The following is a 25,425-nucleotide window of genomic DNA, read 5'->3' on the forward strand; positions in this document are numbered from 1 at the left end:
TGGGTGCGCGCTTGACTTCGCGCCAGCGCGGTCGTGATCTAGGCGTCGAGCGAGCCATTCGCATAACGCGCTCGCCTGGGAGGATGCAATGAAGAAGACGATCGCCATGATCGCGGCGGCGGCTGCCGTCATCACGTTCGGTGCAGCGCGCGCCGCACCGCTGCCCGAAACAAATCCCGATGACGCTGGCTTCTCCAAGCAGGGCCTGGCGCGGCTCGACAGCTTCTTCGCGCGCGAGATCGCCGCCAAGCGCGTGCCCGGCGCGGTCGTCGCCATCGCGCGCGACGGCAAGCTCGTGCACTACAAGGCCTATGGCATGCTCGATCCGGACAAGGGCACGCCGATGCCGGTCGATGCGATCTTCGCGCTCGCTTCGATGACCAAGCCGATGGCCGCGGTCGCAGGTCTGACCCTGATGGAAAAGGGTCAGCTCCCGCTCCAGGCAAAATTGTCGGACTACTATCCCGGCTTTGCCGACATGAAGGTCGGCGTTCAGCAGGCCGACGGCTCGCTGAAATTCGAGCCGCAGGCCTCGCCGATCTTCATTCACGACCTCTACCGGCACACGTCCGGCCTGATGTATGGCGGCCGCCCGGACTCCTCCAGCGCGCTTGCGCGGCAATACCCCGATGGCGTCGCGCCCGCGATCGAAGGCGACACCCCGGCTTTCATCGAGCGCATCACCAAACTGCCGCTGGCGCATCAACCCTCGACCGAGTTCGAATACGGCTTTTCGATCGACGTGCTCGGCGCCGTCGTCGAGAAAGTCAGCGAGCAGAAGCTCGGCGACTATCTCGCTGCCAATGTCTGGCAACCGCTCGGCATGAAGGACGCGACCTTCCACCCCACCGACGCGCAGCGCCCCCGCCTCGCCCGCCCGTTCGCCAACGATCCGCTGACCGGCAAGCCGCAGGCCATCAAGCTGCTCGACACGCCAACCAAGTTCGATTGCGGCGGTGCCTGCTCGTTCGCCACGATCGGCGATTACATCCGTTTCGGACAGATGCTGCTCAATGGCGGCGAGCTCGACGGCCAGCGTATCCTCTCGCCCAAGACCGTGCACCACATGACGACCAACCATCTCGGCCCCGAGATCAAGAACAACGTGGCCAACATCGAGCCGCACCGCGCCGGCTTCGGCTTTGGCCTCGCGGTCGCGGTGCGCACCGGCGAGGGGCTGTCGTCGGTGCCCGGCAATCCCGGCGAGTTCACCTGGAACGGCGCTTACGGGACGCAGTTCTTCTGCGATCCGAAGGAACGTCTCGTCGTCGTTGTCGGAACGGCGGCGCCGGGTGAGCTGCGCAAATACTACCGCGAGCAGGTCCAGGACATCGTCTATGGCGCAATGACGAAGTGAGCCTCGAATAGAGAAAGGGCGGCCACTCCGGCCGCCCTTTCGAAAACGCTGCCCTCAGCTCAATACGCCGTATTTCTTGAACCAGGCCTGCGCCTGCTTCCAGGCATCCTCCGCGGCGTCCCTGCGGTAGCTGCCGCGATAGTCGGCATGGAAGCCGTGCGGCGCCTCGGGATAGATCTTGAATTCGGCCGTCTTCTTGTTCTGCTCCAGCGCCGCCTTGAGCTGCTCGACCTGGGCGACCGGAATGCCGGTATCGGCCCCGCCATACAGGCCGAGCACCGGCGCCTTCATCTCGGGGGCAAGCTGCATCGGGCTCTTCGGCCAGAGCGGATTGGCCGGATCGACCGGCGGACCGTAGAAGGCGACGCCGGCCTTGAGCGCGCCGCTATGGGCGGCATATTCCCAGACCGTGCGTCCGCCGCGGCAGAAGCCGATGATGCCCAGCTTCGTGCTGTCGCCGCCCTGCGATCCCGCCCAGGCCACCGTCGCGTCGAGATCGGTCAATAGCTCGGCGTCCGGCTTGGCATTGACGATCGGCAGCAGGTCCTTGACGTCGGTGATCCTGGTGAGATCGGTGCCCTTGCGGAAGTAATAGTCAGGCGCGACCGCGAACGCGCCGAGCTTGGCCAGGCGCCGCGTCACGTCCTTGATGTATTCGTGCAGGCCAAAAATCTCCATCGCGACGATGATCACCGGCGCCTTGGTGTTGCCGGCAGGGCGAGCAAAATAGGCCGGCATCTCTTCCGAGCCGACCTTGATCTTGGCGTCGCCGGTCTGGAGGCCGTTGGTGTCGGTCGTGATGATGTCGGCGCGAACCGGACCGGCCGCGAGCGTGTAGCCAGCGGCGACGGCCGCCGTGGCGCTCATGAATCCGCGGCGCGAGACCGGGGCGACTTTCGTCAGGCCGACGACGTCGGATGTCATGGTGGTTTCGAAGCTCATCGGTATCCCTTCCTGCTTATGGTGGTGCCCCGGGGGCGACGCATTCGCCGATAGTTAACGGGCAAAGGCAAGTCACCAGCCTGCGAGCACGCGGTTCTCGGTATCATCCCTTCGTTGGCGCGGACCATCGGCCGCGCGCCGGACTCTGAACAAGAGACCGGCGGCCGATCGGATCGGCCATACGCCAGCCGTCGGATTTGATCGTGTGCGGGCTTTAACCGCGTGGCTGCGCTGCGACGCAACATCCATTAACCCAACATTACAGTTCTGCTGCCGCAACCCACGCGGTCAGAAGCTGCAGACTGCGGCCACTTCGCACAATTCGAAAAGGCTCCGCCGCAACAAATAGGCTGTGCGGTGGCGGCAACGACACATCATGTTGCCCAGACGCAGCGCGCCGCCGGAATCCGGCCGGTGAAGCGCAGTCATTTGACTGAAATTTTCCGAAGAGTTGAGCCGTACGATTCACTCGAACTTTCTTTGTGACGCCCTAGTTCCACGTCCGGAGGTTCCCTCTTGGAAACCGAAGGGCGACTTCCAAGAGCGCTCCGCCGTCCATTCGGACGAAGGATCGCCCGAGAGCTTCATTGTCGTCCACCCAGATTGCGCTACCCAAGGCTCAATTGAATAAAGCTTTATCCGACCTGGAATTGAAATGAACTTGGCTCGTGAATCGATTGAACTGTTGGAGCAGGTCGCGCGAATCCTCTGGTTCGAAGGCACCAAGCACGGCTTGCGCGACCGCGAGTGGATGGCGCTGCGATTCCTTTCCCGCGCCAACCGGTTTTCCCGGACGCCTTCGGCGCTCGCAAGCTACGTCGGCACCACGCGCGGCACCGCCTCGTTCATCATCGGCGAGCTCGAGCGGCTCGGCTATCTGGAGCGAAAGCGCTCGGCCACTGACAAGCGATCGGTGATGCTGAGCGTGACGCAGCAGGGCAAGAAGTTCCTGGTGCGCGATCCCGTCAGCGTTCTCGTCGAGGCAATTGCCGTCCTCGACGACGACGCCAAGGTCCGCTTCCGCGACGCACTCCGTCACGTACTGGATCAGTCCGACGCTGCCGAGCAGCGGCACCACACCGATGTCTGCAAGCGATGCATCTTCCTTCGCGAGGATCGCACTTCCCCCGATAGCAAGACAGCCGAGTTCAGCTGCCGTCTGTTCCGCGCGCCGATCGCGGAAGCGGAGGTGGATCTGCTATGCACCAGCTTCGAGCATCACCGCCAATAGAGGGCGGCCTTTGCTCAGGGCGTCGCCTTGCGTGACGAATAGATGACGCCGCTGCTGGACTCCACCACCAGGCGACCGTTCTCGTTCTTGATGTCCTCGATGCGGCCAAGGCCGGGCACCTGCTGTCCCAGCACGACCTCGATGACGCCGTTCGGACTTTGCAGGATCGCGATCCCCTCATAGGCCTGGCGAACCGACCAGCCCTTGACGACCTTCCGCGGCGCGGACGGAGGTACCGAGCCGGTGACCTCGGGCGCTGCGAGCGAAGCCATCATCGGTGCAGCCTGTGACGGCGGCTGCGAAGCAACGGCCGCGGGCGCCGGCGCCTGAGCCTGCACCTGGGCGAGCCTGTCGAGCTTCGCCGTCGAGGACGAGCTCACCCGCTCGATCCGGTCGAGATTCTCGGCGAACCTACCGAAGCGATCGTTGGTCGCCTTGCTCGATTGATCGACCGCGGTGCGCAGACCGTCGAGATTTTCGGACACGCCCGACACCTGCTTGCGCAGTTGCGCGACCGTCTCGCGCAGAATCCTGATCTCGGTGTTGGCCGCGACGTTGTTCTGCGCAGGCTGCGTGGTGAGATAGGCGATCACGCCGGTGCAGGCGCAGACCACCAGGATCGCGGCGACCGCCAATGTTGCGAGCGGCACGACCCAGGTCGGACGCGGCGGCGGCGGCTTGGCCACGATCACGGCCGGCTTGATCACGGCCGGGGCAGGCTTGGGTATCGCCATCTTGTCGAGGCGCGCCTTGGCGCGAATGCGCTTCAGCCCTTCGAGCGCCTCTTTCGCCAGCACTTCATCGTTCACCGCGGCCGACACGCGCTTCGCGTTCGCTGCGGGTTTGGTGCTTGCTGCGGGCCTGGAATTTTGCGTCGCGCTGTCCTTCATATTGCTTGCCGCCGGAGCCGGCTTCGCCGCCGCGGAAACATCAGCGGTTTCGCTGGGACGAGCTTGTCCATCGGACGACATGTGAAAATGCTCCGTTCAGTTCGATCTGTTGATCGACGAGATTATTTGCCGAAGCTTGCCTGAAACGTGCGCATCGAAAAGCTTTCAACGCGCGCGATGCGACCTCAATGAGTCGAACGCGACACGCACGCGGCGAGAGTGCGACTCGAAAGACACACACTCGCCAAGATTTCGCCAAGCTGGAGTCCAGCCGCCACACATGAGTCGAATTGTCGCATGTGGAAAAATGGGAGCACGAGTCAATCCGGGGTTGAAAACCCCTCGCTACGCGTCACCGGTAGCACCACTCAAAATTGCTGTGATTATACGGACATGCGGAACTTTAGAACCGCCAAGGTGCAAAACTAGTTCGAAATTCAAATCAACTGATGCGGTTGAAAATATCAAGAAACAACTCGAAACAAATCAACAGCATCAAACATGCATAGCAATCGCTTTGCGGCGCGCGCTTGATCGGAATTAGGCAATTGTTACGGTCCTACTCAAGTGATTCTCTCGCCAGTTGGCGAGGAGATCGACAAAGTTCAGTAGCGTTTCGGACACGATGAGCAACTTGGCGCAACTGTACTAGGTCGTATTCTCAATCCGCTCCGCGGGGTGATCCGTAAGACACCCGCCGGGCCTCACACAGTAAGCGTTCAGTATCGAGTCGAAGTAGCAGGCCTGCTCACGCAGGCACTGAATGCGTAGGGCTGCCCGCGAATATCGAAACCATAACAACGGTTCGCGGGAGGGAAATATCGTCAAACAGCATGGCTGCCGAGCCGGGGCATCACAAACAACCACCCGGCCGCTGCAAGTGCGAAACAGGGGCGAAAGACTGATGTATATTATCGTTGATGATCGCGAGAGCGTCACGAACAGCTACGTTGTAGGGCTCGTTCGCGAAGGTGTATCGTCGATCGGATTCTCCTCCGGAGAATTCTGGGACTGGCTGCAATCTGCGAGTGAATCGGATCTGGCAGCGGTCGATGCCTTCCTGCTCGGGGATTGCGATGCCCGCGGAAGCCTGCCGCGGGCGATGCGCAAGCGCTCCTCGGCTCCCATCATCGCCATGAGCGGCCAGAAGATGCTCAAGAACACGCTCGAGCTGTTCGAGTCGGGCGTCGACGACGTCGTGCACGTGCCCATACACCTGCGCGAGATCCTCGCCCGAACGGCCGCGATCGCGCGCCGCCGGGTTGGCGATCTGCCGAGGCCCTGCGAGAGCCGGATCCAGGTCTTCTTCAACGGACGTGACCCCGAGATCGCGGGCCACGCCCTCACCCTGCCCCGCCGCGAACTGCGCATCCTCGAATATATGGTCGCCAACCACGGCAAGTGGATCACCAAGACGCAGATCTTCAACGCGGTCTACGGCATCTTCGAGTCGACCTTCGACGAGAGCGTGATCGAGAGCCACGTCAGCAAGCTGCGCAAGAAGCTTCGCGACCGCCTCGGTTTCGATGCGATCGTGGCCCGGCGCTACGTCGGATACCGCCTCAACATCCCCGCGGGCGAGACCATCGACGTGCCGATGCAGGAGCTCGACGAGGTCGGCATCCTCCTGAACACGGCGCGCGCCGCCCCGGCCCCTGCGGCGTATCCCGCCGGAAACTGACGCGGCAGCGCACCGCCACAACAACGACAACGGCCTCTGCGGAGCATCCTTCGCAGAGGCCGTTGCACTGTTGGGGACCGAGGCCGGCTGAAATCAGGCCACGCAGCGCGGCGCAGCCGGAGGGCCGCCCACGCTTGTTCCGCGACGCCTACTGCTTCTGGAATTCTTCCTTTGATACGTAGTTGAAGTCCTCGACCAGGACGTCCTGGACGACGTCGGCCTGCATCCGCTCGTTGACGCGCTGCTTGATCGCCGTCGTGAGGATCGAGAGATCGTAACGGGCGAGCTTCCTGAAATCGAGACGGTCGTCGGCGTAGATCCTGCGGAAGGCCTCGTCGACGACGAACGGCTCCGGCGGAACGTTGAGCTGGTGCATGGTCCGCGCCTCGATGGTGTAGACGAAGCGCGCCACGATGTAGCCCTGCACGCTGCCACCCTCGATCATCGGCACGCTCAGCGCCCGCGTCTTCTGGTATTGCAGCCCGTCGAGATACTCGTCCTTCGCCGGCAGCAGGCTACCGTTTTCCTTCCAATAGGCCACGCCATAGCTCGTGCCCGCGGTGAGGATGCAAACCCAGAGGCCGGCCAGAACGAGTCTGATCATCTTCCGTCCTGCGCCGTACGACCGGTATAGGTGCCGTCCGAGTCGGCGTCCTTGATCGCCTTGACGATGATGGAGGCGACCTCGCGCACCGCTTCGTAATGCATTTCGAGGACCGAGCGATTCCGCTCGAGCTTCTCGCGCAAGCGCTGGATCTCCTCGGTGATCACGGTCTCGTTGCCGAGATGCATCCGTGCCCGCATCAGGCGGACGAATTCGAGCATGCTCCGGCTCTTGCGGGCGCTGAAGTCGTCGAAATCGATCTTCTTGCGCGTCGTGAGCGCAATCGTCTCCTCCTCGACGATGCTCTCGAGCCGGCGGATCGCCGCCAGCAGGCCGCGCACCTCGTCCGATCTCGCCGCGTCAATGCCGTCGACCGCCGCTTCGCCGCCGGCATTCGGCAACAGCGCCGGCAGCTGCGCACCGCCTGTCGCCGCTTCCATCGTTATCGCCTCGGTGTCCGCGACCGGCTGCTCCATCACCAGGACCGCCGCGCTTTCTTGTGCCTGCATAGGAAATTCACCCCTCAACGTCTGTCACCCATTCCCGGATCATGATCCGGCTTTCCCCGTAATGTCCGTTCCCGCCGGATGCGCTGAGGCGAGCTGCTTGGCAATGCCAATCCCCTTGCCCTTGGCCAGCTGGTTGCCCAGCTGCTCCGCCAGCATCGATTTCCAGACGCCACCGGCCGTGCCCTTGCCGAAGACCTGCTCCGACTCCTTCGGCAACATCGTCTCGACAAAGGTCTGGAGGATGAAAGCCTCGAACTTCCGGTAGACCTCGCCGGAGGCAGGCGCCTTGATCACCTGCACCGGCGCCCCGTTCACGGCGGTCGACTGCGCATCGACAACCTTCGACGCGGCCTGATCGGCCGTCGCCGCCTTGGCCTTGCCGACCTCCGCGTCCATCGTGGCGGCGAAATCGGCGTCGGATGATTTGAGCGCGTCGAGCTTCGCGGCCGCTGCGCGCTGCGTCACGGGATCGGCGGCATCGAGGACGTCGAGAACGAGGTCGGGCGTCGCTGTCACGATCATGTCTTGTTCCGGCTGGCTGGTCGTGGCGTCCACTCGCGCACGGTGAGGCTTGTTCCCGCGATCTCCTCGAGCGAACGCTTTTCGGCATCGCGAAGCTTGTCCGCGAGCGCCGCCTTGGCGACTTCCTCGAGCTGTTTCACGCGGCGGCTCTCCGCGCGGACCTGGTTGAACTGCTGCAATGCCTGCGCCTGAACCGCGCGCGCGCCGACGCTGGTCCTGTTGAGGCGCCGCGCGATCGATTCGCTCGACGAACCTGCCGGCGGCTTGCCCTCGTTCAAAGCTCCGACCAGCCATTCCTGTTCGTCCTGCAGGCTTTTCTCCTGCTGCCGCAGCTGCGCGAGCTGCCATTCGGACAGCCGGAGCTGGAGCTTCACGAGGGAGACCATCCGGGCGAGCTTGTCCGCACGCGACCTCATGACCGATCACTCTGCGAGCCACGACGAGACGCCGAGCATGAATTGCGTCAGCAGCTCGTCACTGGTGAGGTAGAGCAGCAGGAAGCCGCCGAACAGCACGAAGGGCACCGAGATGAAATAGACTGGAATTGCCGGCGTCAGCTTGTTGATGAAGCCAACAGCGAGGTTGACGATGACCGAATAGACGATGAAGGGGCTCGTGATCCGCAGCGTCAGCACGAACGCCTCCGACAGACGAGCGAGCAGCTGGTCCAGCGCCATGCTGCCCTCGATCCTGCTGCCGGGATGCCAGACATCGTAGGAGTTCATCAGCCCGCGCAGGACCTGCCAGTGCTGGTCGGTCATGAAGAAGAGCGTGGTGACGGACGCCATGATCAGCGGCACCAAAGCGGGCGCCGGATCGGTATCGCCGATCGGCGTGCCCGGAATGTTGCTGAGCCCGATCGCACTCGCCATCACGGTGGCCATGGTCTGGAGCGCTAGGAAGAACACGCGCCCGCCGAGGCCGATGACACTGCCGACCAGGATCTCGGAGCCGATCAGAAGTGCCAGCGCTAGCGGCGCCGCATTCTCCGTGAGAGGTTTCAGGACCGCGATCAGGATCGGCGTCAGCGCAAACGTCGTGACGAGCGCGATGAACAGGCGCACCTGGGCCGGGACGTTGACGCTAGAGTAGCCGGGCACGAACATCAGGCAGGCGCCGATGCGGCAGAACACGATGAACGTGACCAGCACGCTGTCGGCAAGGCTGCTGATCACGATATGGCTCCGAGCGCCCGGATCTCGGCGCAGCGCGCGACCTCGACATGCGACAGGATCGGCAGTGTCGGGAACACCCGCTCCAGGATCATGCGGACATAGGGACGGGCTTCGGGGGTCACCGCCAGCACCACGCTAGTGCCGCTCTCGGTGAACTTGCGGATCGCGGCGCTGGCTTCCGTCGCGAACTGCTCGATCTGGCGGGGATCGGCGTCGAACTCGACCACGTCGCCCTTGCCGTCGCGTTTCAGGCTCTGGTGGAACGCAAGGTCCCACCGATTGCCGAGCCGGACGACGTTGAGCACGCCGTTGTCAGAGAGGTCGCCGCAGATCTGCTGGGCAAGGCGCGTGCGCACATGCTCTGCGACCTGCTCGGACCGCCGCACATGGGGCGCGATCTCGGCGATGGCTTCGAGGATCAGATGCAGGTTTCGGATCGACACGCGCTCGGCCAGCAGGATCTTCAGGATCGCCAGCAGGCCCGAATAGGAGATCTGCGACGGACAGAGATCCTCGACCAGGCGCTTGTATTCGGGATCGAGCCGGTCGAGCAGCGCGCGCATGTCCTTGTAGGACAGGAGCTGGGCGAGGTTCGCCCGGATCACTTCGCTCAAATGCGTGAGCAGCACCGAGAGATTGTCGACCGGCTTGCAGCCCTGGCGCTTGACCTCGTCGGTGAAAGCCTCTGTCACCCACAGCGCCTTCATGCCGAAGGCGGGCTCGATCACCTCTTCGCCGGGCACGTCGGGCTTGCCGTCCTTGTCGACCAGCACCAGCACCTCGCCGAGCCTGAGCTCGCCATGCGCAACGCGCGTGTCGTGAATCCGGATCTGGTATCCCTTGGGATCGATCGACAGATTGTCGGTGAGCTTGATCTCGGGAATGACGAAGCCGTACTGCTTGGCGAACTTCTTGCGGATCTTGGCCACGCGGTGAGCAAGCTCGGTGCGCGCGCCCAGCAGATGGACCGAAAGGTGGCCGCCGAGCGCCAGCTCGATCTCGGCGGTCTTTAGCGATTCCTTGACCGAATCCTTGGCCTCGGCCTGGGCGCGTTCTTCGGCCTTGCGCGCGTCTTCCTTCTGCTTGAGGGCCGCCTGGCGCTTCGGCAGCGAGTAGCCGACGAAGGCCATGACGCCGCCGAGCAGCATGAAGGGCGCCATGGGCAGGCCCGGCATCAGGGCCAGCACGAACATCATCAGCGCGGCGGCCGACACCGCGCGGGGATAGCCGCCGAGCTGCCGCAGCACGGCCTGCTCCGCCGAGCCCCTGGTGCCGCCCTTGGAGACGAGAAGGCCGGCCGACAGCGACACGATCAGCGCCGGCATCTGCGACACCAGGCCGTCGCCGACGGACAGCTTGGTGTAGACGTCGGCGGCACGCGACAGGGTCAGACCGTGATGGGTGACGCCGATGATGATGCCGCCAAAAATGTTGATCGCAGTGATGATCAGGCCGGCGATGGCATCACCGCGGACGAACTTCGAGGCACCGTCCATGGCACCGAAGAAGGCGCTTTCCTCCTCGAGCTCGCGACGCCGGCGCTGGGCTTCCTTGTCGTCGATCAGGCCCGCGGACAAATCGGCGTCGATCGCCATCTGCTTGCCGGGGATGGCGTCCAGGGTGAAACGGGCGCCGACTTCGGCGATACGCGTCGCACCCTTGGTGATCACGACGAAGTTCACCGTGACCAGGATCGCGAAGATGATCAGACCGATAACGAAGTCGCCGCCCATGACGAATTTGGAGAAGCCGGCGACGACATAGCCTGCGGCCTGCTCACCCTCCCCGCCCCGCGACAGGATCAGGCGCGTGGTCGCAACGTTCAGCGCCAGGCGCAGGATCGTCGCGATCAGCAGCACGGTCGGGAAGGCAGAGAAGTCGAGCGGGCGCTGGATCCACAGCGCCACCATCAGGATCAGCGCCGAGAGCGCGATCGAGAACGCGAGCCCGAGATCGATCAGGATCGGCGGTATCGGCAGGAACAGGATCGTGAGCATGGTCACGATGCCGCCCGCGAAGAAGGCGTCCGCCCCGAGTCGGCGCGGGCTGGGCAGGCTAGCAGCTAACGTATCGGCCATGGGTCACCGGCAGAGGGTCCGCCCGGTAATTTGCCGCGCAAAGCTTACGCGAGGGTGGTGGCCGCCGGCCGCGCGGCTCAGAAGCCGCGTTCGATATGCGAATAGACCATCTCGGTGAAGGTGGAGAGATGGGCGCCGATGAAGGAACCGGAGACGGCGACGACCACGAGAAGGACGATGATCTTCGGAACGAAGGTCAGCGTTGCCTCCTGGATCTGGGTCAGGGCCTGCAGCAACCCGATGACGGTGCCGACCAGCATAGCGGCCCCGACTGCGGGGCCGGAGGCGACGATGATGGTCCAGATCGCCGCCTGGACGATGTCGAGGGCGTCGCGCTCGTTCATGACTGGCTGATCGTGAGCCCGGGCCCGACGGCGACTTTGGTGCCGTCCTCGAGGGTCGCGATGGAACCGTCGGTGTTGATGGAGATCGATGCGACCTTGCCGCTGAAGGTCGCACCGGTCGAGTCGGTGAAGCTGACCTTCTTTCCGATCAACGCGTCCGCCTGCGACAGCGACTGCGAAGACAACAGCGAGTCCAGCTTGTTATTGGTCTGCATGGCCTGCTCGACCGTCGAGAGCTGGGCGAACTGGCTCATATATTGCGACGTGTCCATCGGATTGGTCGGGTCCTGGTTCTTCATCTCGGCGACGAGAAGCTGAAGAAACGTGTTGTAGTCGACGCCGGTGCTCGACGTGTTCGAGGTCGAGCTGGTCGAATTGGACTTGCTGGTGCTGTCGGTCGCGCTGGTGACGTTCATTTGCCTCTCCGCTGTCAGGCAGCCTCGAATGGGGCGGCGGCGCCGGCCAGGATGGCTTGCTCCACCGGGAACAGCGCCCGAATTCGCTTGAGCGCCTCGAAATAACGGGTCGTCTCGACCAGCTCGTCGACCGCGGCAAGCCCCTCCAGCATCTCGCGGCTTTCGCACACCGCGACCAGGGCCGCGTGGTGTTGCACATAGAGCGCCGAAGCGTCCCGGACGTCGGTCGGGTTCATCAGCATGAGCTGAACGATGAAATAGAGCTGCCGCATCGCTGTGGTGGCGTCGGAGGCCTGCATGACCTGCCCTTCGAGCAGGAACATCACGTCGTTGACGAGCTCGACCGAGACCTTGCGGTCCACACGCAGAACCGCGCCGTTGATGTAGATCCGTTCGCCCGCCCGCAAGGAGATCTTCATTAAAGTGCGTCTCGGATCATGCGGTTGATTTCGATGAGCTGCATCACGTCGTTCGACTTTTCTTCGCGAAGGCGGTCGGCCTCCTTGACGACCCACAGGCCGATCGAGATGATGTCGGCCCGCAGCTTTTCGGGAAGCCCGTTTTCCGGATGCGCGAGATCCTCGATGAAGATCGTCCACAGCCGCCGCACGTAAAGCAGGCTCTGGACCTGATCCTCGAAACTGGCGCGTCCCTTCTGGAGGCGCTCGAGTCGGTCGATGCCGAGACTGAGCGCCTGGCGCTCGCGGCCCCTCGCCTCATAGCCGCTATCATCGACGACCGCTTCATAGGCTTCAAACGTCATCAGGACCACACTGCGCAGGAAACGAAGAACAAGACAAAGGTGACGAGCCTAGGCTCAGAGATAGTTGATGAGGCTGATCTTCTGGAGCTGCGACGTCAGTGCAAGCGCCGTCTGGATCTGGGTCTGCAAGGTGTTGACGCGCACCGAGGCTTCGGCCGGATCGACCTTCTCCATACCGACGATCTGATTGTTCAGAATGTCCTGCTGCGTCTTGAGCTTGTCGGTTGCGGAGGTGAGCCGCTGCTGGACCGTGCCGACATCGCCGCCGAGCGTAGCGAGGCCGGTGATGGCGTTCCCGACGAGGCCGATCGCCTTGTCCACGACGACCTGGAACGTCGACTGGTCCAGGTTCGCGTTCCCGAGATCGGCCATCATGGTGTAGGCCTCGGCGAGCATGCGGAAGGAGGGTTGATTGGCGCTGACGGACGTATCGGCGATCTCGGTCGTGGAGATACGGCTTTGCATGACCTGGTCGGTGGCCGACGACCAGTTGGTGTTCCAGGCCGGGCTCGCGAATTCGGCGTCGAAGGTGGTGTTGAGGAAGGTCTGCATCTGGGCCGGCGTGATGTTCTTCACGTTGGGCGAGGATTGCGAGAAGCCGAAGAACGTAGCGAAATCGGTGTCGACCTGGTTCTTGCTGGCCGAGCCGGCGGCGTAAGCCGTGATCGGTTGGTTCTGCGTGTTGATGCCCGAGAACAGGTACGAGCCGTTATAAGAGACGTTCAGCGCGCCGATCAGATCCTGGAGGTTGGAGGACGCAGGCGGCAGGATGATCCGTCCGCCGCCGTCGGTGCTGCGGGCCGCGATCAGATCCTTGAGGAAGGACGTTGCGGTCGTGTTGAGCTGGGTGATCCGGTTCTGCGTCACGTCGAGGCGTCCGGCGACGAGCCCGTTGGTGTCGACGAGCTGATCGGCGAAGCTGAGGTCGGCCCGCAGGGTGAGGTCGCCTCCCGTGGTGGCCCCGAGCTCGAGGCCGACATCGTAAAAGCGGCCGGTGGTCGCCTCGGTCGACGCCTTGCTCAGCAAGGACTGGTTGTTCGTGATCGACGACCTCAACGACGAAGACAGCATCAAGGTCGAGATGTAGTTCGCGCTCATCATGGCTTAATTCCCCACGGCAGCCAGCAGGCTCTGCAGCATTTCGTCGACGGTCGAGATGATCTTCGACGAGGCCGAATAGGTGCGCTCGACCTGGAGCATCAAGGACATCTCGTCGTCCATGTTGACGCCGCTGACGTTCGACAGCGCCGCGGTGCTGCGGTCTAGCAGCGTCTTCTGGTAGCTGACGTTGGAGTCCGCGGTCTTGCGCTGGTTTTCGATCCAGCTGGTCGACGACGACGCGAAGTCGATCAGGCTGCCGCTCGGCTTGCCCTGCGTGGTTGCATCGAACGGCTGCGAAGCATCCATGCCGGCGATGAGCTGCTGCAGCCGGACCGAGTAGCCGCCATTGCCGGCGGTGTTGTATTGGTATGCGACGTTGCCGCTGATCGCGCCGTCGCGCAGCAGATTTGGGTTGCCGCCCTGGGCCGGGTCGACTGACGCCGCGACGCTGATCAGGCCGGCAAGGCCGACCGAGACGGTGGCGCTCGCGGGCATCGCCGCGCGCCGGGATAGGTGAAGAGACCGGGGACGTCGGGCAGCGCCGCGGCGGTCTGATCGCTCTCCCTGAAGGTATTGATCAGGCCGCGCGCGATTTCGTCGAGCTGGCTCTGATAGGTGACGGTGTCCTGGTCACGCAGCTGAGCGAGGCCCGCGAGCTTGCCCGACTTCAGCGGCATCACCGAATTGGCACCGGTTACCGGCACGCCGTCGATGACCACCGCGTTGCCCATGGTGCCAGGCGTATAGATGTTGGTCGCCGTGAAGCTGACCGTTCGGGCCGTCTTGTCGAACAGCACGACACCGCTGTCGGTGTAGAGCGCCGCGTCGCCGTTGGGTCGGAGCGACATCGTGACTCCGAGCTCCTGCGACAGCTGCGAGACGATGCTGTCGCGCTGGTCGAGATAGTCGGTAATGTCGTCGCCGGAGATCGTGCCCTTCACGATCGCGGTATTCACGGTCCCGAACTGGGAGAGCAGCTGATTGATGTTCTGGACCGACGTATTCATGTCGGCATCCGCGCCCGCACGGACCGACTGCACGGTCTGCGTCGCCTGGTTGAGCGCGGTCGCCATGTCCTTGGCGGATGTCACCGCCGCCTGCGCCAGCGTGGTGTTATCCGGAGCGTTGGCATATTGCTGAAGCGCCTTCTTCAGCGCATTGAGCTGCGCCGTCGGCGACTGGTCGAGCTCCGGATCGTCCACAGTGGCAGATGCGATCTTCTGCAGACCGTCATAGATCGCGGTCTGCTTGGCCGACGACGAAGTCGCGACCAAGACGTTGTCGTAGAGACCCGAGCTCGCGGCGCGCTGGATCGCCGCAACATAGACGCCAGCCCCGGGCAGATTGTCCAGCACGGCGATCTTGCGCGAATAGCCGGCGGCGCTGGCACCAGCGATGTTGCGCGAGATCGTCGAGGACTGGATGCCCGACGCCATGAGCGAAGCGCGGGCGGAGTCGAGAGCGGCGGTAAGGGACATGATTTGCTCTTGCCTGGAATGCGCGCTGAAGAATTCAGCGCTTCAGGTTGACGACGACGTCGAGCAGGTCAGCGCCGGTCTGGAACGATTTCGAGTTCGCGGTGAAGCCGCGCTGCGCCTCGATCATCCCGGTCAGCTCGTCCGCAAGGTCGACGTTCGAGTCTTCCAGGGCGCCGGACTGGATCGTGCCGAGGCCGCCGGTGCCGGCATTCCCGGCCTGCGCGTTGCCGGAGTTCATGTTGGTCGAATAGACGTTGCCCGGCTCCGGTGTCAGATTGTCGGGGCTCGCGACGTCGGCAAGCATGATGGTGAAGAGCGTCAGCGTCTGTCCGTTCTTGAGGACCGCCGTCACGTGGCCTGTATCGTCGACATCGACCTTGTCGATGGCCGAGGGAACGCTGCCATTGACGGTCGCCTTGAAGCTGAAGTCGGTTCCGACCTGCGTCATGTTCGACAGGTCCATGGTCATCGCCGCACCGCCGGGGACGGTGAAGGCGAGGGTCGTCGGGCTCGCCGCGGCCAGCGTGCCTTTGCCGGTTGCGGTCGTATCGAAGGTGAAAGTGGTGGCGGCGCCGACCGACGCACCCGTCGCGGAGTCGTAAGCCTGAATCTGCCAGGTGTCCGAACCGGCGGCCGTTGCGGTGTGGGACATGTAGACGTCAAGCGTAACGGCCTGGCCGATATTGTTGTAGGCCACGATCGAGCTCTTCGACGAGTATGAGGCCGGGCCGGGCGGGCCAGCGATCACGGCCGCTTTCGGATCCAGATTGCCAGTCGTGAGCGTCCCCGCCGTCGACGGCACGGGCACCTGCGAAACCTGGGCGATGTTGACGATCTGCATGCCTGACAGGCTGTTCTGTGAGAAATTGGTCACGTTACCGGGCTGGCCCAGAAGGTAGTAGCCAGCCGCATTGACCAGATTGCCCTGGCTGTCCGGCACGAACGAGCCGGCGCGCGTCAGATATTGTTGCGTGTTGTTGGCATTCGACACCACGAAGAAGCCGTTGCCCTGGACGGCGAGGTCCGTGGTCGACGTGGTGAACTGCGTATGTCCGGCATCGCTGATCGCGTAGCGCACCGTGGTCTCGACGGCGCCGGAGTCGTAGTTGCCGGAGCCGCTCTTCAGGATCAGCGAGGAGAACTCGGTCGAGGCCCGCTTGTAGCCGGTCGTGTTGACGTTCGCGATGTTGTCCGAGACCGTCGACAGCTTGTTGGACTGCGCGCCCATTCCGGAAACGCCGGTGCGCATAACACCATACAGGCTCATGGATTTGGCTCCTTCGGTAGGTTGCCGCTACAATGCGGGTTCTTGCTTGCGCGGGGCTGATGATTGGGAACCATGCACAACTTTAGGGTTGTCCTGGTCATGTCGTCTTGGGTTGACAGAACGAGCGCGCCTTGTCGGTCCACGCGCCGAAGCCGCTCGAGACGAGATGCGCGACGATGTGGCAGACATAGCGCTTCTGCGCCGGCTGATTGTTGGGGCCGGCGTTGTAGCGGGCGACCGCCATGGTCCAGCTGCCCTCGCGCTGCTTCAGCTCCTTCAGGAAGCGCGCCGCATATTCCACGTTCCTGGCGGGATCGAACATCGCGCGCACGGACGTGAACTTGTCGCCGTGATAGTAGTGGTTGATCTGCATGCAGCCGAGATCGATCAGCTTGATGCCCTTGGCGCGCATCGCTTCGAAATTCGCGATCGCATCGTCCATGTCCTTGGCGAACACGGTCTGCCCTTCCGCTCCGAGCGCGTAAGGATAGAGCGCACCGCGCCGCCCGGTTTCGGTCAGGCCGACCGCATAGAGAATGCCGAGCGGAATGCCGTGCTGCTGGGACGCGCGCGCCATCTCGCGCTCGCAGGGGCGCGCATTGTCGGTCGCCGCTGCCGCGGTGCCGGCGCTACAGATAAACAGGGCCGCGACGAGTCTGCTGGCCCACGTCCTGATCATGACGCGTCTCCTGGTTGGACTGGCGCTCCTGGCGGGCCTGCCTCGCATCGCCATCGGATTGCCCCGACGACGTGCCGGTGCCGTCGAACGTGCCCTGCGACTGGGGCGACGGCTGTTGCTGGCCGGGCAGTTGCGGTTGCGACTGGCCGGAGCCGCTCTGGAATCCGTCTAGCGAGCCATGCTGCACCGGCGCCACGTCGGCAACGTAACCTGCCGACTGCATCAGATCGCGGATCTGGTCGCGCTGCTGGTCCAGCATCTGGCTGGTGTCCTTGCGTTCGGCCGCGAGGTGGACGGACACCTCGGTGCCGACGAGACGAAGGCGCACGGTGACGTTGCCGAGCTGCGGCGGCTCGAGATTGATGGTCAAAATCTTGAGCGGCTCTGGCGCGTTGGCCTGCGACGTTGCGAGATCGGGAGCCGCGGACGCCGCCGGCGCTGCGGTCTCCTTCAACTCCGTGACGACCGCGTTGGCGACCTGTTGCGGCGCGTTGAATTGCGCCGGCGGCAGATGGGTCTCCTGCTGGACCACGGTGACCTTGGTCGTTTCGGGCAAGGTGTCCCGCGCCGAGGCCTTGACTGCGCGTTCGACATTGGCCGTGACGGCTTCGAAGCCTGACGTCGCAGGCATTGCCTTCGCGGCGTCGCCGCCTTGCTGCGGCGTGGCCTGCTGAGCTGCCACTGCTTGCGAACCCGGACCTTGCGCGCGCGGACTGGCTGGACCTGCAGCGGTCGCCGCGGAATCGAGCGCAGCCGCCTTGGAAGCTGCCGGAACCTCACGCTTCGTCGAGGAGGATCGCTCATCTCGCGCGGGCGCGTCCTTCCTGTCGCCCGCCGGCAATTGCATCTGCGGATTCGCGGCGGCGAGCTCCTGGCCAACGATCACCGGAGTGATCGATCGGCTCTGGGCATCCGCTTTCGAGGCAAGATCAACCGGATTTTGCTTCTCCGATGATATGCCGGTCTTCTCGTCGGAAGACTTCCCCGCTGACTTGGACTCGTCGGCCGCCTCGGTGCGTTCGTGCCCGTCCTTGGTCTCGTCCTTCCCGGCCGAGTGCGCCAGGCGCGTGCGCAGCGTGGCGGTCTTCACGCCGGTGTCGCTGCCCTCGTCGTTCAGCGCCCGCTTGGCGAGGTTCGAGACGGTGTGGAGCAGATCGTTGAATGACGAATCCGCCTGCGATTTCGTACCAGTGCCCTTCGCCGAGCGCGACGTCCCACGCATGTTGAGGCTCTCGGCGAGGCCGGAGAAGACCTGTCCTGATGTTCCGCTGAGCTTCGTCATGGACGACGATCCCTGGTGAGAAGTTCGAGTTCGCTGAGTTGCTTCTGCGCGCGTGCGAGGGCCGCGGTCGACGACGCGAGATCGAGACGCGCCGGCGTTACCGGCGGCTTGTCGGCGGCAGCAGAGGGCCCGCCCGCGAACGGCTTGCGGACGTCGAGCGCGAGCTGCATCGTCGCATTCAGAAGCGGAACGTCGCGCTCGGGCAGCTTCGAGCGGTCAAGCGCCTTCAGCTCGGCAAGACCGCCGTCATATTCGTCGGTGAGCGCACGCGAGGCGCCGCGGAATAGATGCGCTCGCTCGCGCTCCGCCGAAGCATCGGCGCTAAGCGTCAGCGCGCGCTCGCCGGCAAGCCGGGTCACTTCCATCCGCCCGCGCACCATCGCGGCGCGTGCGATCATGAGATAGAGCTTGAGGCGGCTCGCGCGGTCGATCTGCTCCAGCAGGCTGCCGATCCGCGAGAAGCGGCGCTCGTCGAGCGCGAGGCTCGATTGCGTCAGACCCGAGGAGAAGCGCTGCCAGAAGTCGCCGGCATAGATCGAGTTGCGATAATGGCGGATATAGGCCAGCGTCAGGAACTCGAACTTGTCGAAATCCTCGGCCTGTCCGACCAGCAGGATCTCGCGGCGCAGTGCGGCTTCCTCCACCAGCGTGCCGGGCAGAAGCAGCCGCGCGTCATCCAGGCGCTCGATCGCGAGCGATGCTTCAGAGCGCGCGAACAGCGCACCCTGAACCAGCGCGACCTGTCCGCCCAGGCCCGACGGAAGCGTCCGCGGCTTGACCTCTTTGAGCAGCTCGCGCGCTTCGTCCTGGCGGCCCTCGACATAGGCGAGCGCGCCGTCGAACAGCCGCCCCTCGACATTGATCTTGTCGCGCGGCAGCTTGCGGACCAGTTGAGGCGCGCCGCCGCTGAGCATGTAGATAACAACGGCCTGGCCGTTCTGCGGATTGCTCCACACGTTCGGATCGGCGGCGAGAAACTTCTCGCCGATCTGCCGGATCAGCGCGATGTGGCTGCCATGCGCCGCGGTGTCGCCATTGGCGATGCCGTCCTGCACCGCCTGCAATCCGCGCACCAGCTCATAAGGTTCGCTCGACGTCGATGCCGGCGCAGGAGCCGGCGCCGGCGCCGGTGTTGGCGCCGGTGCGGTCTCGGCCAAGACGCGTGAAGCCGTCAGCGGCACCACCATCAGCAGCACAGCGCAGAGGAGCTGCCTGATCAAGGGCGCTTCTCCCGGATCAGGATCTCAATCCGGCGGTTCTGCGCGGCGGCCGGGTCGTTCGGAAGCTTCGGCCGCCGATCGGCATAGCCTTCGACGTGCTCGATCCGCTGCGCATCGACGCCGGAGCGAACCAGCATGTAATAGGCCATCTGCGCCCGCGCCGTCGACAGCCGCCAGTTGTCGTAGTTCTCCGACTTGTACGGCCGATTATCGGTGTGGCCGCGCACGATGATCACGCCCTGGCGTTTCGTCAGCAGCGGTCCGATCTTGTCGATCACGCGGATCAGCTCGGGCCGCGGCTCGGCCGAGCCGACCGCGAACATGCCGAAGCTGGCATCGTCGGTCAGGCTGATCAGCAGGCCTTCCTCGACCTGACGCACCTCGGCGACCGGTCCGGCGCCGGCCTTGATATCCGACAGCGCATCCGCGATCGCGGATTGAAGCTGCTTGACGGTCGGCTGCTGGGTCTGCGCTGCATCGCGCGGTTCGGAAGTCTTCGCTTGATCGTTGGGGCGCGGCTGCGCGGCGGCATTGGCTTGAGCGCCAGCCTGCGCACTTGGCTGCGCATTCGCCTGGGCACCGCCGTCGCGCTGAGCCTGCGACGGCGCGGGCCCTGGCGGCAGCAGCGGCGACAGGCTTGCCGACGAAGCATCAGCATTGGGAGCGATGCTTCCGCCAGCATCGTCCGTCTTGGCACGACGCGCCTGCGGCTCTCCCTGGCTCGTTCCGGACGCGATGTCGCGCGCGGACGCATTCGGCTTTGGCTCGCTGTCGACGAAGCGATCCGCATCCTTCGACATTTGCGGCGCCATCTTCCAATAGCCGGGATCGAACGGATCGCGATAGGCGTCGCCGCCCTTGAGGCCTTCCTCTTCGGCCGAGGTCAGCGCACCTGCACGTCGCTGGCCCGAAGCCTGGTTCGAGCTGTTCGCGATCTCGGCAAGCGTCGCATAGGGATCGCGGAACAGGACCTTCTCTTCGAAGGAAGCCGGCTTCTCGGCCGTCGGCGAGTCGCCGCGGCGCTCTTCGTTCGGTCCGGCTGGCTGACGCTTGCCATCCTGGCCCTCGAACTGCGTCGGCTCCTTCTTGGTGAGATCCTTGAGACCCTTTGGGGCAGGCGCGTTCTCCGCGAGCTTAATCGGATTGAAATAGCTCGCGACCACCTGCTTCTGGTCCTGGTTGAGGGCGTTGAGCAGCCACATGACCAGAAAGAACGCCATCATCGCGGTCATGAAATCCGCATAGGCGATCTTCCACACGCCACCGTGATGCGCCTCCTCTGCGAAGGCGCTGCGCCGGCGGACGATCACGATCTCATGCTTGACCTCTTCCATGGCGACTACCGGCGTGCGTCTTTCAGGCGCTCGCTCCACGCCGAGATCTGCGTCTCGATCACGGTCTGGTCGGCGACGACGCGGACCTCCAGGGTCTCGGCGGCCTCATACTCGATGCTTGCTCGCCTGGAGGCGTCGAGCTGCGTCCTCACGAGGTCAAGCAGCTCGCTCGGACCCGTCACCTTGAACACCGGCACCGGCGAGTTGCCGGTCAGGGCCGCGACCTGCTCGACCAGCGACCCGATCGCCTTGTCGCGGACCGCATCGGCGAGGAACGGCAGCAATATGCGCGCGACGGAGCTCGCAATGTTGGTCTCGATCTCGCGGCATGCCGCCTCGAAACCGCCGACGATCGCGGCCGCCTGTTGGTCGGACCATTTGGCGCGCTCTTCGCCGAGCCGGATCGCGCTGCGCACCCGCTCCTCGGCGACCTTGGCATCGCCTTCCGCAACGCCGGCGGCATGGCCGCGACGATAGGCATCTTCGAGAAGATTGACCGGCGGAGCTTCCGGCTCGGGCGCCGGAGGCGGCGACTGAAGCTGCGGCTGCGATTGAGGTTGGCGCTGCGGCTGGGCCTGCGGCTGCGGCTCGCGCCGCGCCTCCTTCTGCCTCGTCAGCACGTCCTGGATCTTGGGCGGCGGAGGCGGCGGCGACTTGGCCCGGCCGTTCGCGTCGAACTGCGTCAGGAGTTTTCCGATTGCCGCGTTCATGCCGCCTCCTCGCGTCGCATCCAGTCTTTAAGGATTGCTGCCGCCTGCATCTGATCGAGCCGGACGATCTGCTCCAGCCGCTTCTGCGGCGTCCGCTGCATCTTGCCTTCGAGGTCCTCGACGAGGTTGAGCTCGGGGTCCTGGCTCTCGGCCAAGGCGAGGGCCGCGGCGGTTTCGAGCTCAGCGGCCTCGGCGGCCTCGGTCTGCTCCTGCTGCGCGCGGTGAGTCAGGATGCCGTTGACCGCGGGACGAAGCCCGAACCAGACCAGCATCGAGGCGACAGCCAGGATCGTCACCGCATTGATGACGCTGCCGAGCTGCTTGTTGATCATCTCGACGAAGCTGATCGGCGGCACAGGTGCCAGCTCGCGCGAGCCTTCGATGAAGTCGACGGCCGTCACCTGGATCTGGTCACCGCGCGTCTTGTCCAGTCCGCCGGCGGTCGCCGCGAGCTGGCTGATCTCGGCGAGCTTGCTGTCGATGATGGCCTGGTTGCTCTTGTCGCCGAGATCGGCGACGAGCCGCGCGCGGTTGACCAGCACGGCGATGAAGAGCTTCTTGACCGAATAGCCGTCGCTTACCGTCGTCGTGGTCTTCGACGACACCTCGAAATTGGTGACGTCCTCGCGGCGGGACTTGTCTTCGCTGGAATTCTTGGTGCCGCCGGAATTGACCTGCTGGTCGGGAAGATTCTGCTGCACCGTGGTCGGCTGCGAACGGTCCGCGTTCTGCGACGATTCCTTCTCGCGGACGTTCCGCACCGAACGCTCGGCGCGGCTCTCCGGATCGTAGACCGTCTCGTTGATCTGCCGCTTGTCGGTGGAGAGCTGCGGGGCGACGCTCACCTCGAAATTGTCGAGGCCCAGATACGGCGTCAGCGCCTTGCGGATGTTCTCCTGCACCATGCCGCCGACCGTCTTCTGGAGGCTCGCCATCTTGGTCGGCGCAGCGCTCGCCTCGTCCTCCTCGGCGAGGAGCATCGAGCCGTCGGCGTCGAGCACGGTCACCTTGTCGCGGCTCATGCCGGGAATGGCGGCCGCGACGAGATGGCGGATCGACTGCGCGGTGCGCGCCTCGATTGCACCGTCGGTGCGCAGCACCACGGAGGCCGAAGGCGGCTGCTGCGTCGCGCGGAACGAGCCGCGCACCGGCAGCACGATATGCACCCGCGCCGCCTTGACGCCCTTCATCAACTGGACGGTGCGCGCGATCTCGCCCTCGAGGGCGCGGAGCTTCGTCACTTCCTGCATGAACGAGGTCAGGCCGAGCGAGCCGATCTTGTCGAACAGCTCATAGCCGGAATTGGCGCTGGTCGGCAGGCCCTTTTCGGCGAGCAGCATCCGCGCCTGCATGGTCTGGCTCGGGCGCACCGAGACGGCGTCACCGGCCGTATTGACGTCGAAGGCGATGTTCTGCTCGCGCAGCGCCGCGCCCATGCGCGTCACGTCCTCGCGGGTGAGGCCGGTATAGAGGGTCTCGAATTCCGGCCGGCTCAGATAATACGCGCCGCCGACGACGGTGACGAGAACGGCAAAGCCGATCAGTCCCAAGGCCATCAGGCGTCGCGGCCCAAGCTCCAGCAGATTGTTGAGCAGTTGCTGTATCTGCGCACGACTGAACAGCATATGACCTCGTACCAATGCGAACGTAGAGGACACTCCGCTGCCAACCTTGTCTGAAGGTTGCGCAAGGACACGAATGTGTCAGTTCGCTGGCGAGGCGTTGTAAATTTGCAAGAATTTTCTCCGATACAGACGGTCCAGCAGCAGCCATCGGGCGCGCGAACGCACGCCAGCGCAGTCGGCTGCGGGTGCTGCATGAAGTCTGGTGTCAGGAGGTCATTGCGGGCACATCATGTGCCGCCAAATCCGCCGTTCATGGCGGTGACCGTGCTCCCATGGGGAGCACGGTCGTCTTGAAAGCCGAAGCTTACTTGAACAGCGACAGGATGCTCTGGCTGTTCTGGTTGGCGATCGAGAGCGCCTGAACACCGAGCTGCTGCTGGGTCTGCAGCGCCTGGAGGCGAGTCGATTCCGCGTTCATGTCGGCGTCGACGAGCTGGCCGATACCGCGATCAACCGAGTCCATCAGGGTCTTGACGAATTCCGTGTTGGTCGCGATGCGGTTCTTGACGGCGCCGAGGTCGGCGGCGGCCGAAGCCACCGAGTTGATCGCAGCGGTGACCTGCGCGATGTAGCCGTCGAGCGTGGCCTGGTCGGTGGTCGCGTCGGTCAGCGAGGTGATGGTGATGTTGGCGATCGACACACCGGCGGTCGTCTGCGTGTCCAAAATGCCGCTCGTGGTCGACGTGTAGAGCGAGTAGTTCGAGATCGTCAGGGTGATGGAGCCGATCGTGGGCGTGCTCTGGACGCGGGAGAACGTTGCGGAGGGTCTGCAGCGCCGTCATTGCTGCGGAGTTAGTGAGGAGGCTAGAACCCATTTTGATGTCCCTTTGAGATTGATTGAGTGGGGACATACCGGACTTGCACCGGTACGACAGGGCGGCGTCATGCCTTTGGGCTGCTGAAAGCGGTTAGGCCCAACCTGTCGTACGGCGACCGTAACGTGCGAAGCTTGTGCGAGGCTTGTGGCTCTGTGTCCCGGTTGCAACAGAGCAGCCGAATTGAAGGCATGCGCGTAGCGTCACGCCAAAACGAAAGGGCCGCGCTTTGCGAGAAGCGCGGCCCTCCCCGGATTGTCTTTCGACTTAGCGGAACAGCGACAGGATGCTCTGGCTGCTGTTGTTGGCGATCGAGAGCGCCTGCACGCCGAGCTGCTGCTGGACCTGGAGGGCCGCCAGGCGGGTGGACTCCTGGTTCATGTCGGCGTCGACAAGCTGGCCGATACCGCGATCAACCGAGTCCATCAGGGTCTTGACGAACTCCGTGTTGGTCGAGATACGGTTCTTGACGGCGCCGAGATCGGCGGCGGCCGAAGCTGCCGAGTTGATCGCAGCGGTGACCTGCGCGATGTAGCCGTCGAGCGTGGTCTGGTCGGAGGCCGCGTCGGTCAGCGAGGTGATGGTCATGTTGGCGACCGACACACCGCTGGTCGTCTGCGTGTCCAGAATACCGCTCGTGCTCGCCGTGAAGAGCGAGTAGCTGGAGACCGTCAGGGTAATCGCGCCCGTGGTCGGCGTGCTCTGGACGCGGGAGTAGGACGACACGAGGTCGACCGTCGCCGGCGTCGAGGCAGTCGTGCTCAGCCAGTTCACGCCGTTGAAGGTCGCCGCATCCGCGGTGCTCTTCATCTGCTGCTGGATCTGGGTGATGTCAGCCTGGATCTTGGAGCGGTCGATACCGGCGGTCTTGGCTTCGACCAGCAGCGACTGCAGCTTGGTCAAGCCACCGGTCTTGTCGCCGACGACGGCGGTCAGAGCGGTATATTCGGTGTCGACGGTCGCGGCCGACAGACCGAGCGAGTCGGAGACCGCGGAGAGCGCGGCGTTGTCGGCGCGCATCGAGGTCGCGATCGACCAGTAGGCGGCGTTGTCCGAAGCAGTCGAGACGCGCTGGCCGGTGGAGATGCGGGTTTGCGTGGAGGAGAGCTGCGAACTCACAGACCGCAGGGTCTGGAGTGCGGTCATGGCGGTCGAGTTCGTAAGCAGGCTTGACATTGCGAATGTCCCTTTTATGTACGCGTTACATTTTCACGAGGGGACATACCGGGCTTTCACCGGTACGGAGGGGCGGCATCATGCCTTTGGACTGATGTGGGTGGGGTCCAACCCGCCGTGCCGCATTGCTAGCACGCCGAATCTTGCGCGCGCCTTAAGATCGGCTTGAATTTCTAAGCAAAATCATATGGTTAACATTACCCACCGCTAACCATGATGCGGTACT

General features: G+C 64.1%; 24 protein-coding genes and 2 pseudogenes. 3 read left to right on the top strand and 23 right to left on the bottom strand.

What is annotated here, in order from left to right:
* Positions 1-88 precede the first annotated feature (88 nt).
* The gene (locus FOM02_RS07100; protein ID WP_027560898.1) at positions 89-1,357 is read left to right on the top strand and encodes a serine hydrolase domain-containing protein; all 1,269 of its coding nucleotides are present in this window, start codon (positions 89-91) and stop codon (positions 1,355-1,357) included.
* A 54-nt stretch (positions 1,358-1,411) separates the two neighbouring features.
* Here FOM02_RS07100 and FOM02_RS07105 read toward each other — a convergent pair whose 3' ends face one another.
* Positions 1,412-2,299, bottom strand: coding sequence for a dienelactone hydrolase family protein (locus FOM02_RS07105; protein ID WP_027560899.1), 888 nt, complete (start codon positions 2,297-2,299; stop codon positions 1,412-1,414).
* Positions 2,300-2,954: 655 nt separating this feature from the next.
* Between FOM02_RS07105 and FOM02_RS07110 the strand changes: the two genes are divergently transcribed.
* Entirely contained in the window at positions 2,955-3,530 is a 576-nt protein-coding gene (locus FOM02_RS07110) for a MarR family winged helix-turn-helix transcriptional regulator (protein WP_027560900.1), read from the top strand.
* A 14-nt stretch (positions 3,531-3,544) separates the two neighbouring features.
* Here FOM02_RS07110 and FOM02_RS07115 read toward each other — a convergent pair whose 3' ends face one another.
* Entirely contained in the window at positions 3,545-4,501 is a 957-nt protein-coding gene (locus FOM02_RS07115) for a hypothetical protein (RefSeq protein ID WP_027560901.1), read from the bottom strand.
* An 823-nt stretch (positions 4,502-5,324) separates the two neighbouring features.
* On the opposite strand from FOM02_RS07115, the gene FOM02_RS07120 reads away from it, so the two are divergent.
* Positions 5,325-6,101: a response regulator transcription factor gene (locus FOM02_RS07120; protein WP_027560902.1), complete on the top strand. Its 777-nt coding sequence runs from the start codon at positions 5,325-5,327 to the stop codon at positions 6,099-6,101.
* A gap of 148 nt (positions 6,102-6,249) precedes the next feature.
* Here FOM02_RS07120 and FOM02_RS07125 read toward each other — a convergent pair whose 3' ends face one another.
* The 21 genes and pseudogenes from FOM02_RS07125 to FOM02_RS07225 all read right to left on the bottom strand — a co-directional run bounded on the left by FOM02_RS07125 (position 6,250) and on the right by FOM02_RS07225 (position 25,199).
* The gene (locus tag FOM02_RS07125; RefSeq protein WP_027560903.1) at positions 6,250-6,705 is read right to left on the bottom strand and encodes a hypothetical protein; all 456 of its coding nucleotides are present in this window, start codon (positions 6,703-6,705) and stop codon (positions 6,250-6,252) included.
* Entirely contained in the window at positions 6,702-7,214 is a 513-nt protein-coding gene (locus FOM02_RS07130) for a hypothetical protein (protein WP_027560904.1), read from the bottom strand. The genes FOM02_RS07125 and FOM02_RS07130 overlap by 4 nt, the downstream gene beginning before the upstream one ends.
* A 39-nt stretch (positions 7,215-7,253) precedes the next feature.
* The gene (locus FOM02_RS07135; RefSeq protein WP_027560905.1) at positions 7,254-7,736 is read right to left on the bottom strand and encodes a rod-binding protein; all 483 of its coding nucleotides are present in this window, start codon (positions 7,734-7,736) and stop codon (positions 7,254-7,256) included.
* Positions 7,733-8,152: a hypothetical protein gene (locus FOM02_RS07140; protein ID WP_027560906.1), complete on the bottom strand. Its 420-nt coding sequence runs from the start codon at positions 8,150-8,152 to the stop codon at positions 7,733-7,735. The genes FOM02_RS07135 and FOM02_RS07140 overlap by 4 nt, the downstream gene beginning before the upstream one ends.
* A gap of 6 nt (positions 8,153-8,158) precedes the next feature.
* Positions 8,159-8,911, bottom strand: coding sequence for a flagellar biosynthesis protein FliR (gene fliR, locus FOM02_RS07145; RefSeq protein ID WP_027560907.1), 753 nt, complete (start codon positions 8,909-8,911; stop codon positions 8,159-8,161).
* Positions 8,908-10,989: a flagellar biosynthesis protein FlhA gene (gene flhA / locus FOM02_RS07150; RefSeq protein ID WP_027560908.1), complete on the bottom strand. Its 2,082-nt coding sequence runs from the start codon at positions 10,987-10,989 to the stop codon at positions 8,908-8,910. The genes fliR and flhA overlap by 4 nt, the downstream gene beginning before the upstream one ends.
* Before the next feature lie 77 nt (positions 10,990-11,066).
* Complete coding sequence (gene fliQ, locus FOM02_RS07155; RefSeq protein WP_027560909.1) at positions 11,067-11,333, bottom strand: flagellar biosynthesis protein FliQ; 267 nt, start codon at positions 11,331-11,333, stop codon at positions 11,067-11,069.
* Positions 11,330-11,749 carry a flagellar hook assembly protein FlgD gene (gene flgD / locus FOM02_RS07160; protein ID WP_027560910.1) on the bottom strand — a complete coding sequence of 140 codons (420 nt, stop codon included), beginning with the start codon at positions 11,747-11,749 and terminating at the stop codon, positions 11,330-11,332. Before flgD ends, fliQ begins: the two co-directional genes overlap by 4 nt.
* A 14-nt stretch (positions 11,750-11,763) precedes the next feature.
* Positions 11,764-12,168 (bottom strand): flagellar biosynthesis repressor FlbT, encoded by a 405-nt coding sequence (gene flbT / locus FOM02_RS07165; protein WP_027560911.1) that lies wholly within the window; start codon positions 12,166-12,168, stop codon positions 11,764-11,766.
* Complete coding sequence (flaF, locus tag FOM02_RS07170) at positions 12,168-12,512, bottom strand: flagellar biosynthesis regulator FlaF (RefSeq protein WP_027560912.1); 345 nt, start codon at positions 12,510-12,512, stop codon at positions 12,168-12,170. The genes flbT and flaF overlap by 1 nt, the downstream gene beginning before the upstream one ends.
* Positions 12,513-12,566: 54 nt before the next feature.
* The gene (locus FOM02_RS07175) at positions 12,567-13,613 is read right to left on the bottom strand and encodes a flagellar hook-associated family protein (protein ID WP_027560913.1); all 1,047 of its coding nucleotides are present in this window, start codon (positions 13,611-13,613) and stop codon (positions 12,567-12,569) included.
* A gap of 3 nt (positions 13,614-13,616) precedes the next feature.
* Positions 13,617-15,091: pseudogene (gene flgK, locus FOM02_RS07180) on the bottom strand (flagellar hook-associated protein FlgK).
* Between the two features lie 34 nt (positions 15,092-15,125).
* Positions 15,126-16,358, bottom strand: coding sequence for a flagellar hook protein FlgE (locus FOM02_RS07185; RefSeq protein WP_027560915.1), 1,233 nt, complete (start codon positions 16,356-16,358; stop codon positions 15,126-15,128).
* A 97-nt stretch (positions 16,359-16,455) separates the two neighbouring features.
* Positions 16,456-17,037 (bottom strand): transglycosylase SLT domain-containing protein, encoded by a 582-nt coding sequence (locus FOM02_RS07190; RefSeq protein WP_027560916.1) that lies wholly within the window; start codon positions 17,035-17,037, stop codon positions 16,456-16,458.
* The gene (locus tag FOM02_RS07195) at positions 16,988-18,319 is read right to left on the bottom strand and encodes a flagellar hook-length control protein FliK (RefSeq protein ID WP_027560917.1); all 1,332 of its coding nucleotides are present in this window, start codon (positions 18,317-18,319) and stop codon (positions 16,988-16,990) included. Before FOM02_RS07195 ends, FOM02_RS07190 begins: the two co-directional genes overlap by 50 nt.
* Positions 18,316-19,539 carry a chemotaxis protein gene (locus FOM02_RS07200; RefSeq protein WP_027560918.1) on the bottom strand — a complete coding sequence of 408 codons (1,224 nt, stop codon included), beginning with the start codon at positions 19,537-19,539 and terminating at the stop codon, positions 18,316-18,318. The genes FOM02_RS07195 and FOM02_RS07200 overlap by 4 nt, the downstream gene beginning before the upstream one ends.
* Positions 19,536-20,873 (bottom strand): MotB family protein, encoded by a 1,338-nt coding sequence (locus FOM02_RS07205; RefSeq protein ID WP_027560919.1) that lies wholly within the window; start codon positions 20,871-20,873, stop codon positions 19,536-19,538. Before FOM02_RS07205 ends, FOM02_RS07200 begins: the two co-directional genes overlap by 4 nt.
* A gap of 5 nt (positions 20,874-20,878) precedes the next feature.
* Positions 20,879-21,583, bottom strand: a complete 705-nt coding sequence (locus FOM02_RS07210) for a hypothetical protein (RefSeq protein ID WP_027560920.1) — start codon at positions 21,581-21,583, stop codon at positions 20,879-20,881.
* A complete protein-coding gene (gene fliF, locus FOM02_RS07215) occupies positions 21,580-23,208 on the bottom strand; it encodes a flagellar basal-body MS-ring/collar protein FliF (RefSeq protein ID WP_027560921.1) in 1,629 nt (542 codons plus the stop codon). The genes FOM02_RS07210 and fliF overlap by 4 nt, the downstream gene beginning before the upstream one ends.
* Positions 23,209-23,512: 304 nt before the next feature.
* Positions 23,513-23,968 (bottom strand): annotated as a pseudogene (locus FOM02_RS07220) (flagellin); the annotation flags it as partial.
* Positions 23,969-24,290: 322 nt separating this feature from the next.
* On the bottom strand, positions 24,291-25,199 hold the full coding sequence (locus tag FOM02_RS07225) for a flagellin (RefSeq protein WP_265441513.1): 909 nt from the start codon (positions 25,197-25,199) through the stop codon (positions 24,291-24,293).
* Between the last annotated feature and the right edge of the window lie 226 nt (positions 25,200-25,425).

The organism is Bradyrhizobium sp. SEMIA (genome assembly GCF_014844175.1).
Lineage (GTDB): Bacteria > Pseudomonadota > Alphaproteobacteria > Rhizobiales > Xanthobacteraceae > Bradyrhizobium > Bradyrhizobium arachidis.

What these genes read in the sequence shown, in the direction of transcription:
- FOM02_RS07175 (WP_027560913.1), bottom strand. Translation starts at nt 13,613, where the DNA reads ATGATGAGCGCGAACTACATCTCGACCTTGATGCTGTCTTCGTCGTTG.
- FOM02_RS07100 (WP_027560898.1), top strand. Translation starts at nt 89, where the DNA reads ATGAAGAAGACGATCGCCATGATCGCGGCGGCGGCTGCCGTCATCACG.
- FOM02_RS07140 (WP_027560906.1), bottom strand. Translation starts at nt 8,152, where the DNA reads ATGAGGTCGCGTGCGGACAAGCTCGCCCGGATGGTCTCCCTCGTGAAG.
- FOM02_RS07205 (WP_027560919.1), bottom strand. Translation starts at nt 20,873, where the DNA reads ATGGAAGAGGTCAAGCATGAGATCGTGATCGTCCGCCGGCGCAGCGCC.
- FOM02_RS07125 (WP_027560903.1), bottom strand. Translation starts at nt 6,705, where the DNA reads ATGATCAGACTCGTTCTGGCCGGCCTCTGGGTTTGCATCCTCACCGCG.
- fliQ (WP_027560909.1), bottom strand. Translation starts at nt 11,333, where the DNA reads ATGAACGAGCGCGACGCCCTCGACATCGTCCAGGCGGCGATCTGGACC.
- fliF (WP_027560921.1), bottom strand. Translation starts at nt 23,208, where the DNA reads ATGCTGTTCAGTCGTGCGCAGATACAGCAACTGCTCAACAATCTGCTG.
- FOM02_RS07190 (WP_027560916.1), bottom strand. Translation starts at nt 17,037, where the DNA reads ATGATCAGGACGTGGGCCAGCAGACTCGTCGCGGCCCTGTTTATCTGT.
- FOM02_RS07195 (WP_027560917.1), bottom strand. Translation starts at nt 18,319, where the DNA reads ATGACGAAGCTCAGCGGAACATCAGGACAGGTCTTCTCCGGCCTCGCC.
- flaF (WP_027560912.1), bottom strand. Translation starts at nt 12,512, where the DNA reads ATGACGTTTGAAGCCTATGAAGCGGTCGTCGATGATAGCGGCTATGAG.
- flbT (WP_027560911.1), bottom strand. Translation starts at nt 12,168, where the DNA reads ATGAAGATCTCCTTGCGGGCGGGCGAACGGATCTACATCAACGGCGCG.
- FOM02_RS07120 (WP_027560902.1), top strand. Translation starts at nt 5,325, where the DNA reads ATGTATATTATCGTTGATGATCGCGAGAGCGTCACGAACAGCTACGTT.
- FOM02_RS07225 (WP_265441513.1), bottom strand. Translation starts at nt 25,199, where the DNA reads ATGTCAAGCCTGCTTACGAACTCGACCGCCATGACCGCACTCCAGACC.
- flhA (WP_027560908.1), bottom strand. Translation starts at nt 10,989, where the DNA reads ATGGCCGATACGTTAGCTGCTAGCCTGCCCAGCCCGCGCCGACTCGGG.
- flgD (WP_027560910.1), bottom strand. Translation starts at nt 11,749, where the DNA reads ATGAACGTCACCAGCGCGACCGACAGCACCAGCAAGTCCAATTCGACC.
- FOM02_RS07185 (WP_027560915.1), bottom strand. Translation starts at nt 16,358, where the DNA reads ATGAGCCTGTATGGTGTTATGCGCACCGGCGTTTCCGGAATGGGCGCG.
- FOM02_RS07135 (WP_027560905.1), bottom strand. Translation starts at nt 7,736, where the DNA reads ATGATCGTGACAGCGACGCCCGACCTCGTTCTCGACGTCCTCGATGCC.
- FOM02_RS07210 (WP_027560920.1), bottom strand. Translation starts at nt 21,583, where the DNA reads ATGAACGCGGCAATCGGAAAACTCCTGACGCAGTTCGACGCGAACGGC.
- FOM02_RS07130 (WP_027560904.1), bottom strand. Translation starts at nt 7,214, where the DNA reads ATGCAGGCACAAGAAAGCGCGGCGGTCCTGGTGATGGAGCAGCCGGTC.
- FOM02_RS07105 (WP_027560899.1), bottom strand. Translation starts at nt 2,299, where the DNA reads ATGAGCTTCGAAACCACCATGACATCCGACGTCGTCGGCCTGACGAAA.
- FOM02_RS07110 (WP_027560900.1), top strand. Translation starts at nt 2,955, where the DNA reads ATGAACTTGGCTCGTGAATCGATTGAACTGTTGGAGCAGGTCGCGCGA.
- FOM02_RS07115 (WP_027560901.1), bottom strand. Translation starts at nt 4,501, where the DNA reads ATGTCGTCCGATGGACAAGCTCGTCCCAGCGAAACCGCTGATGTTTCC.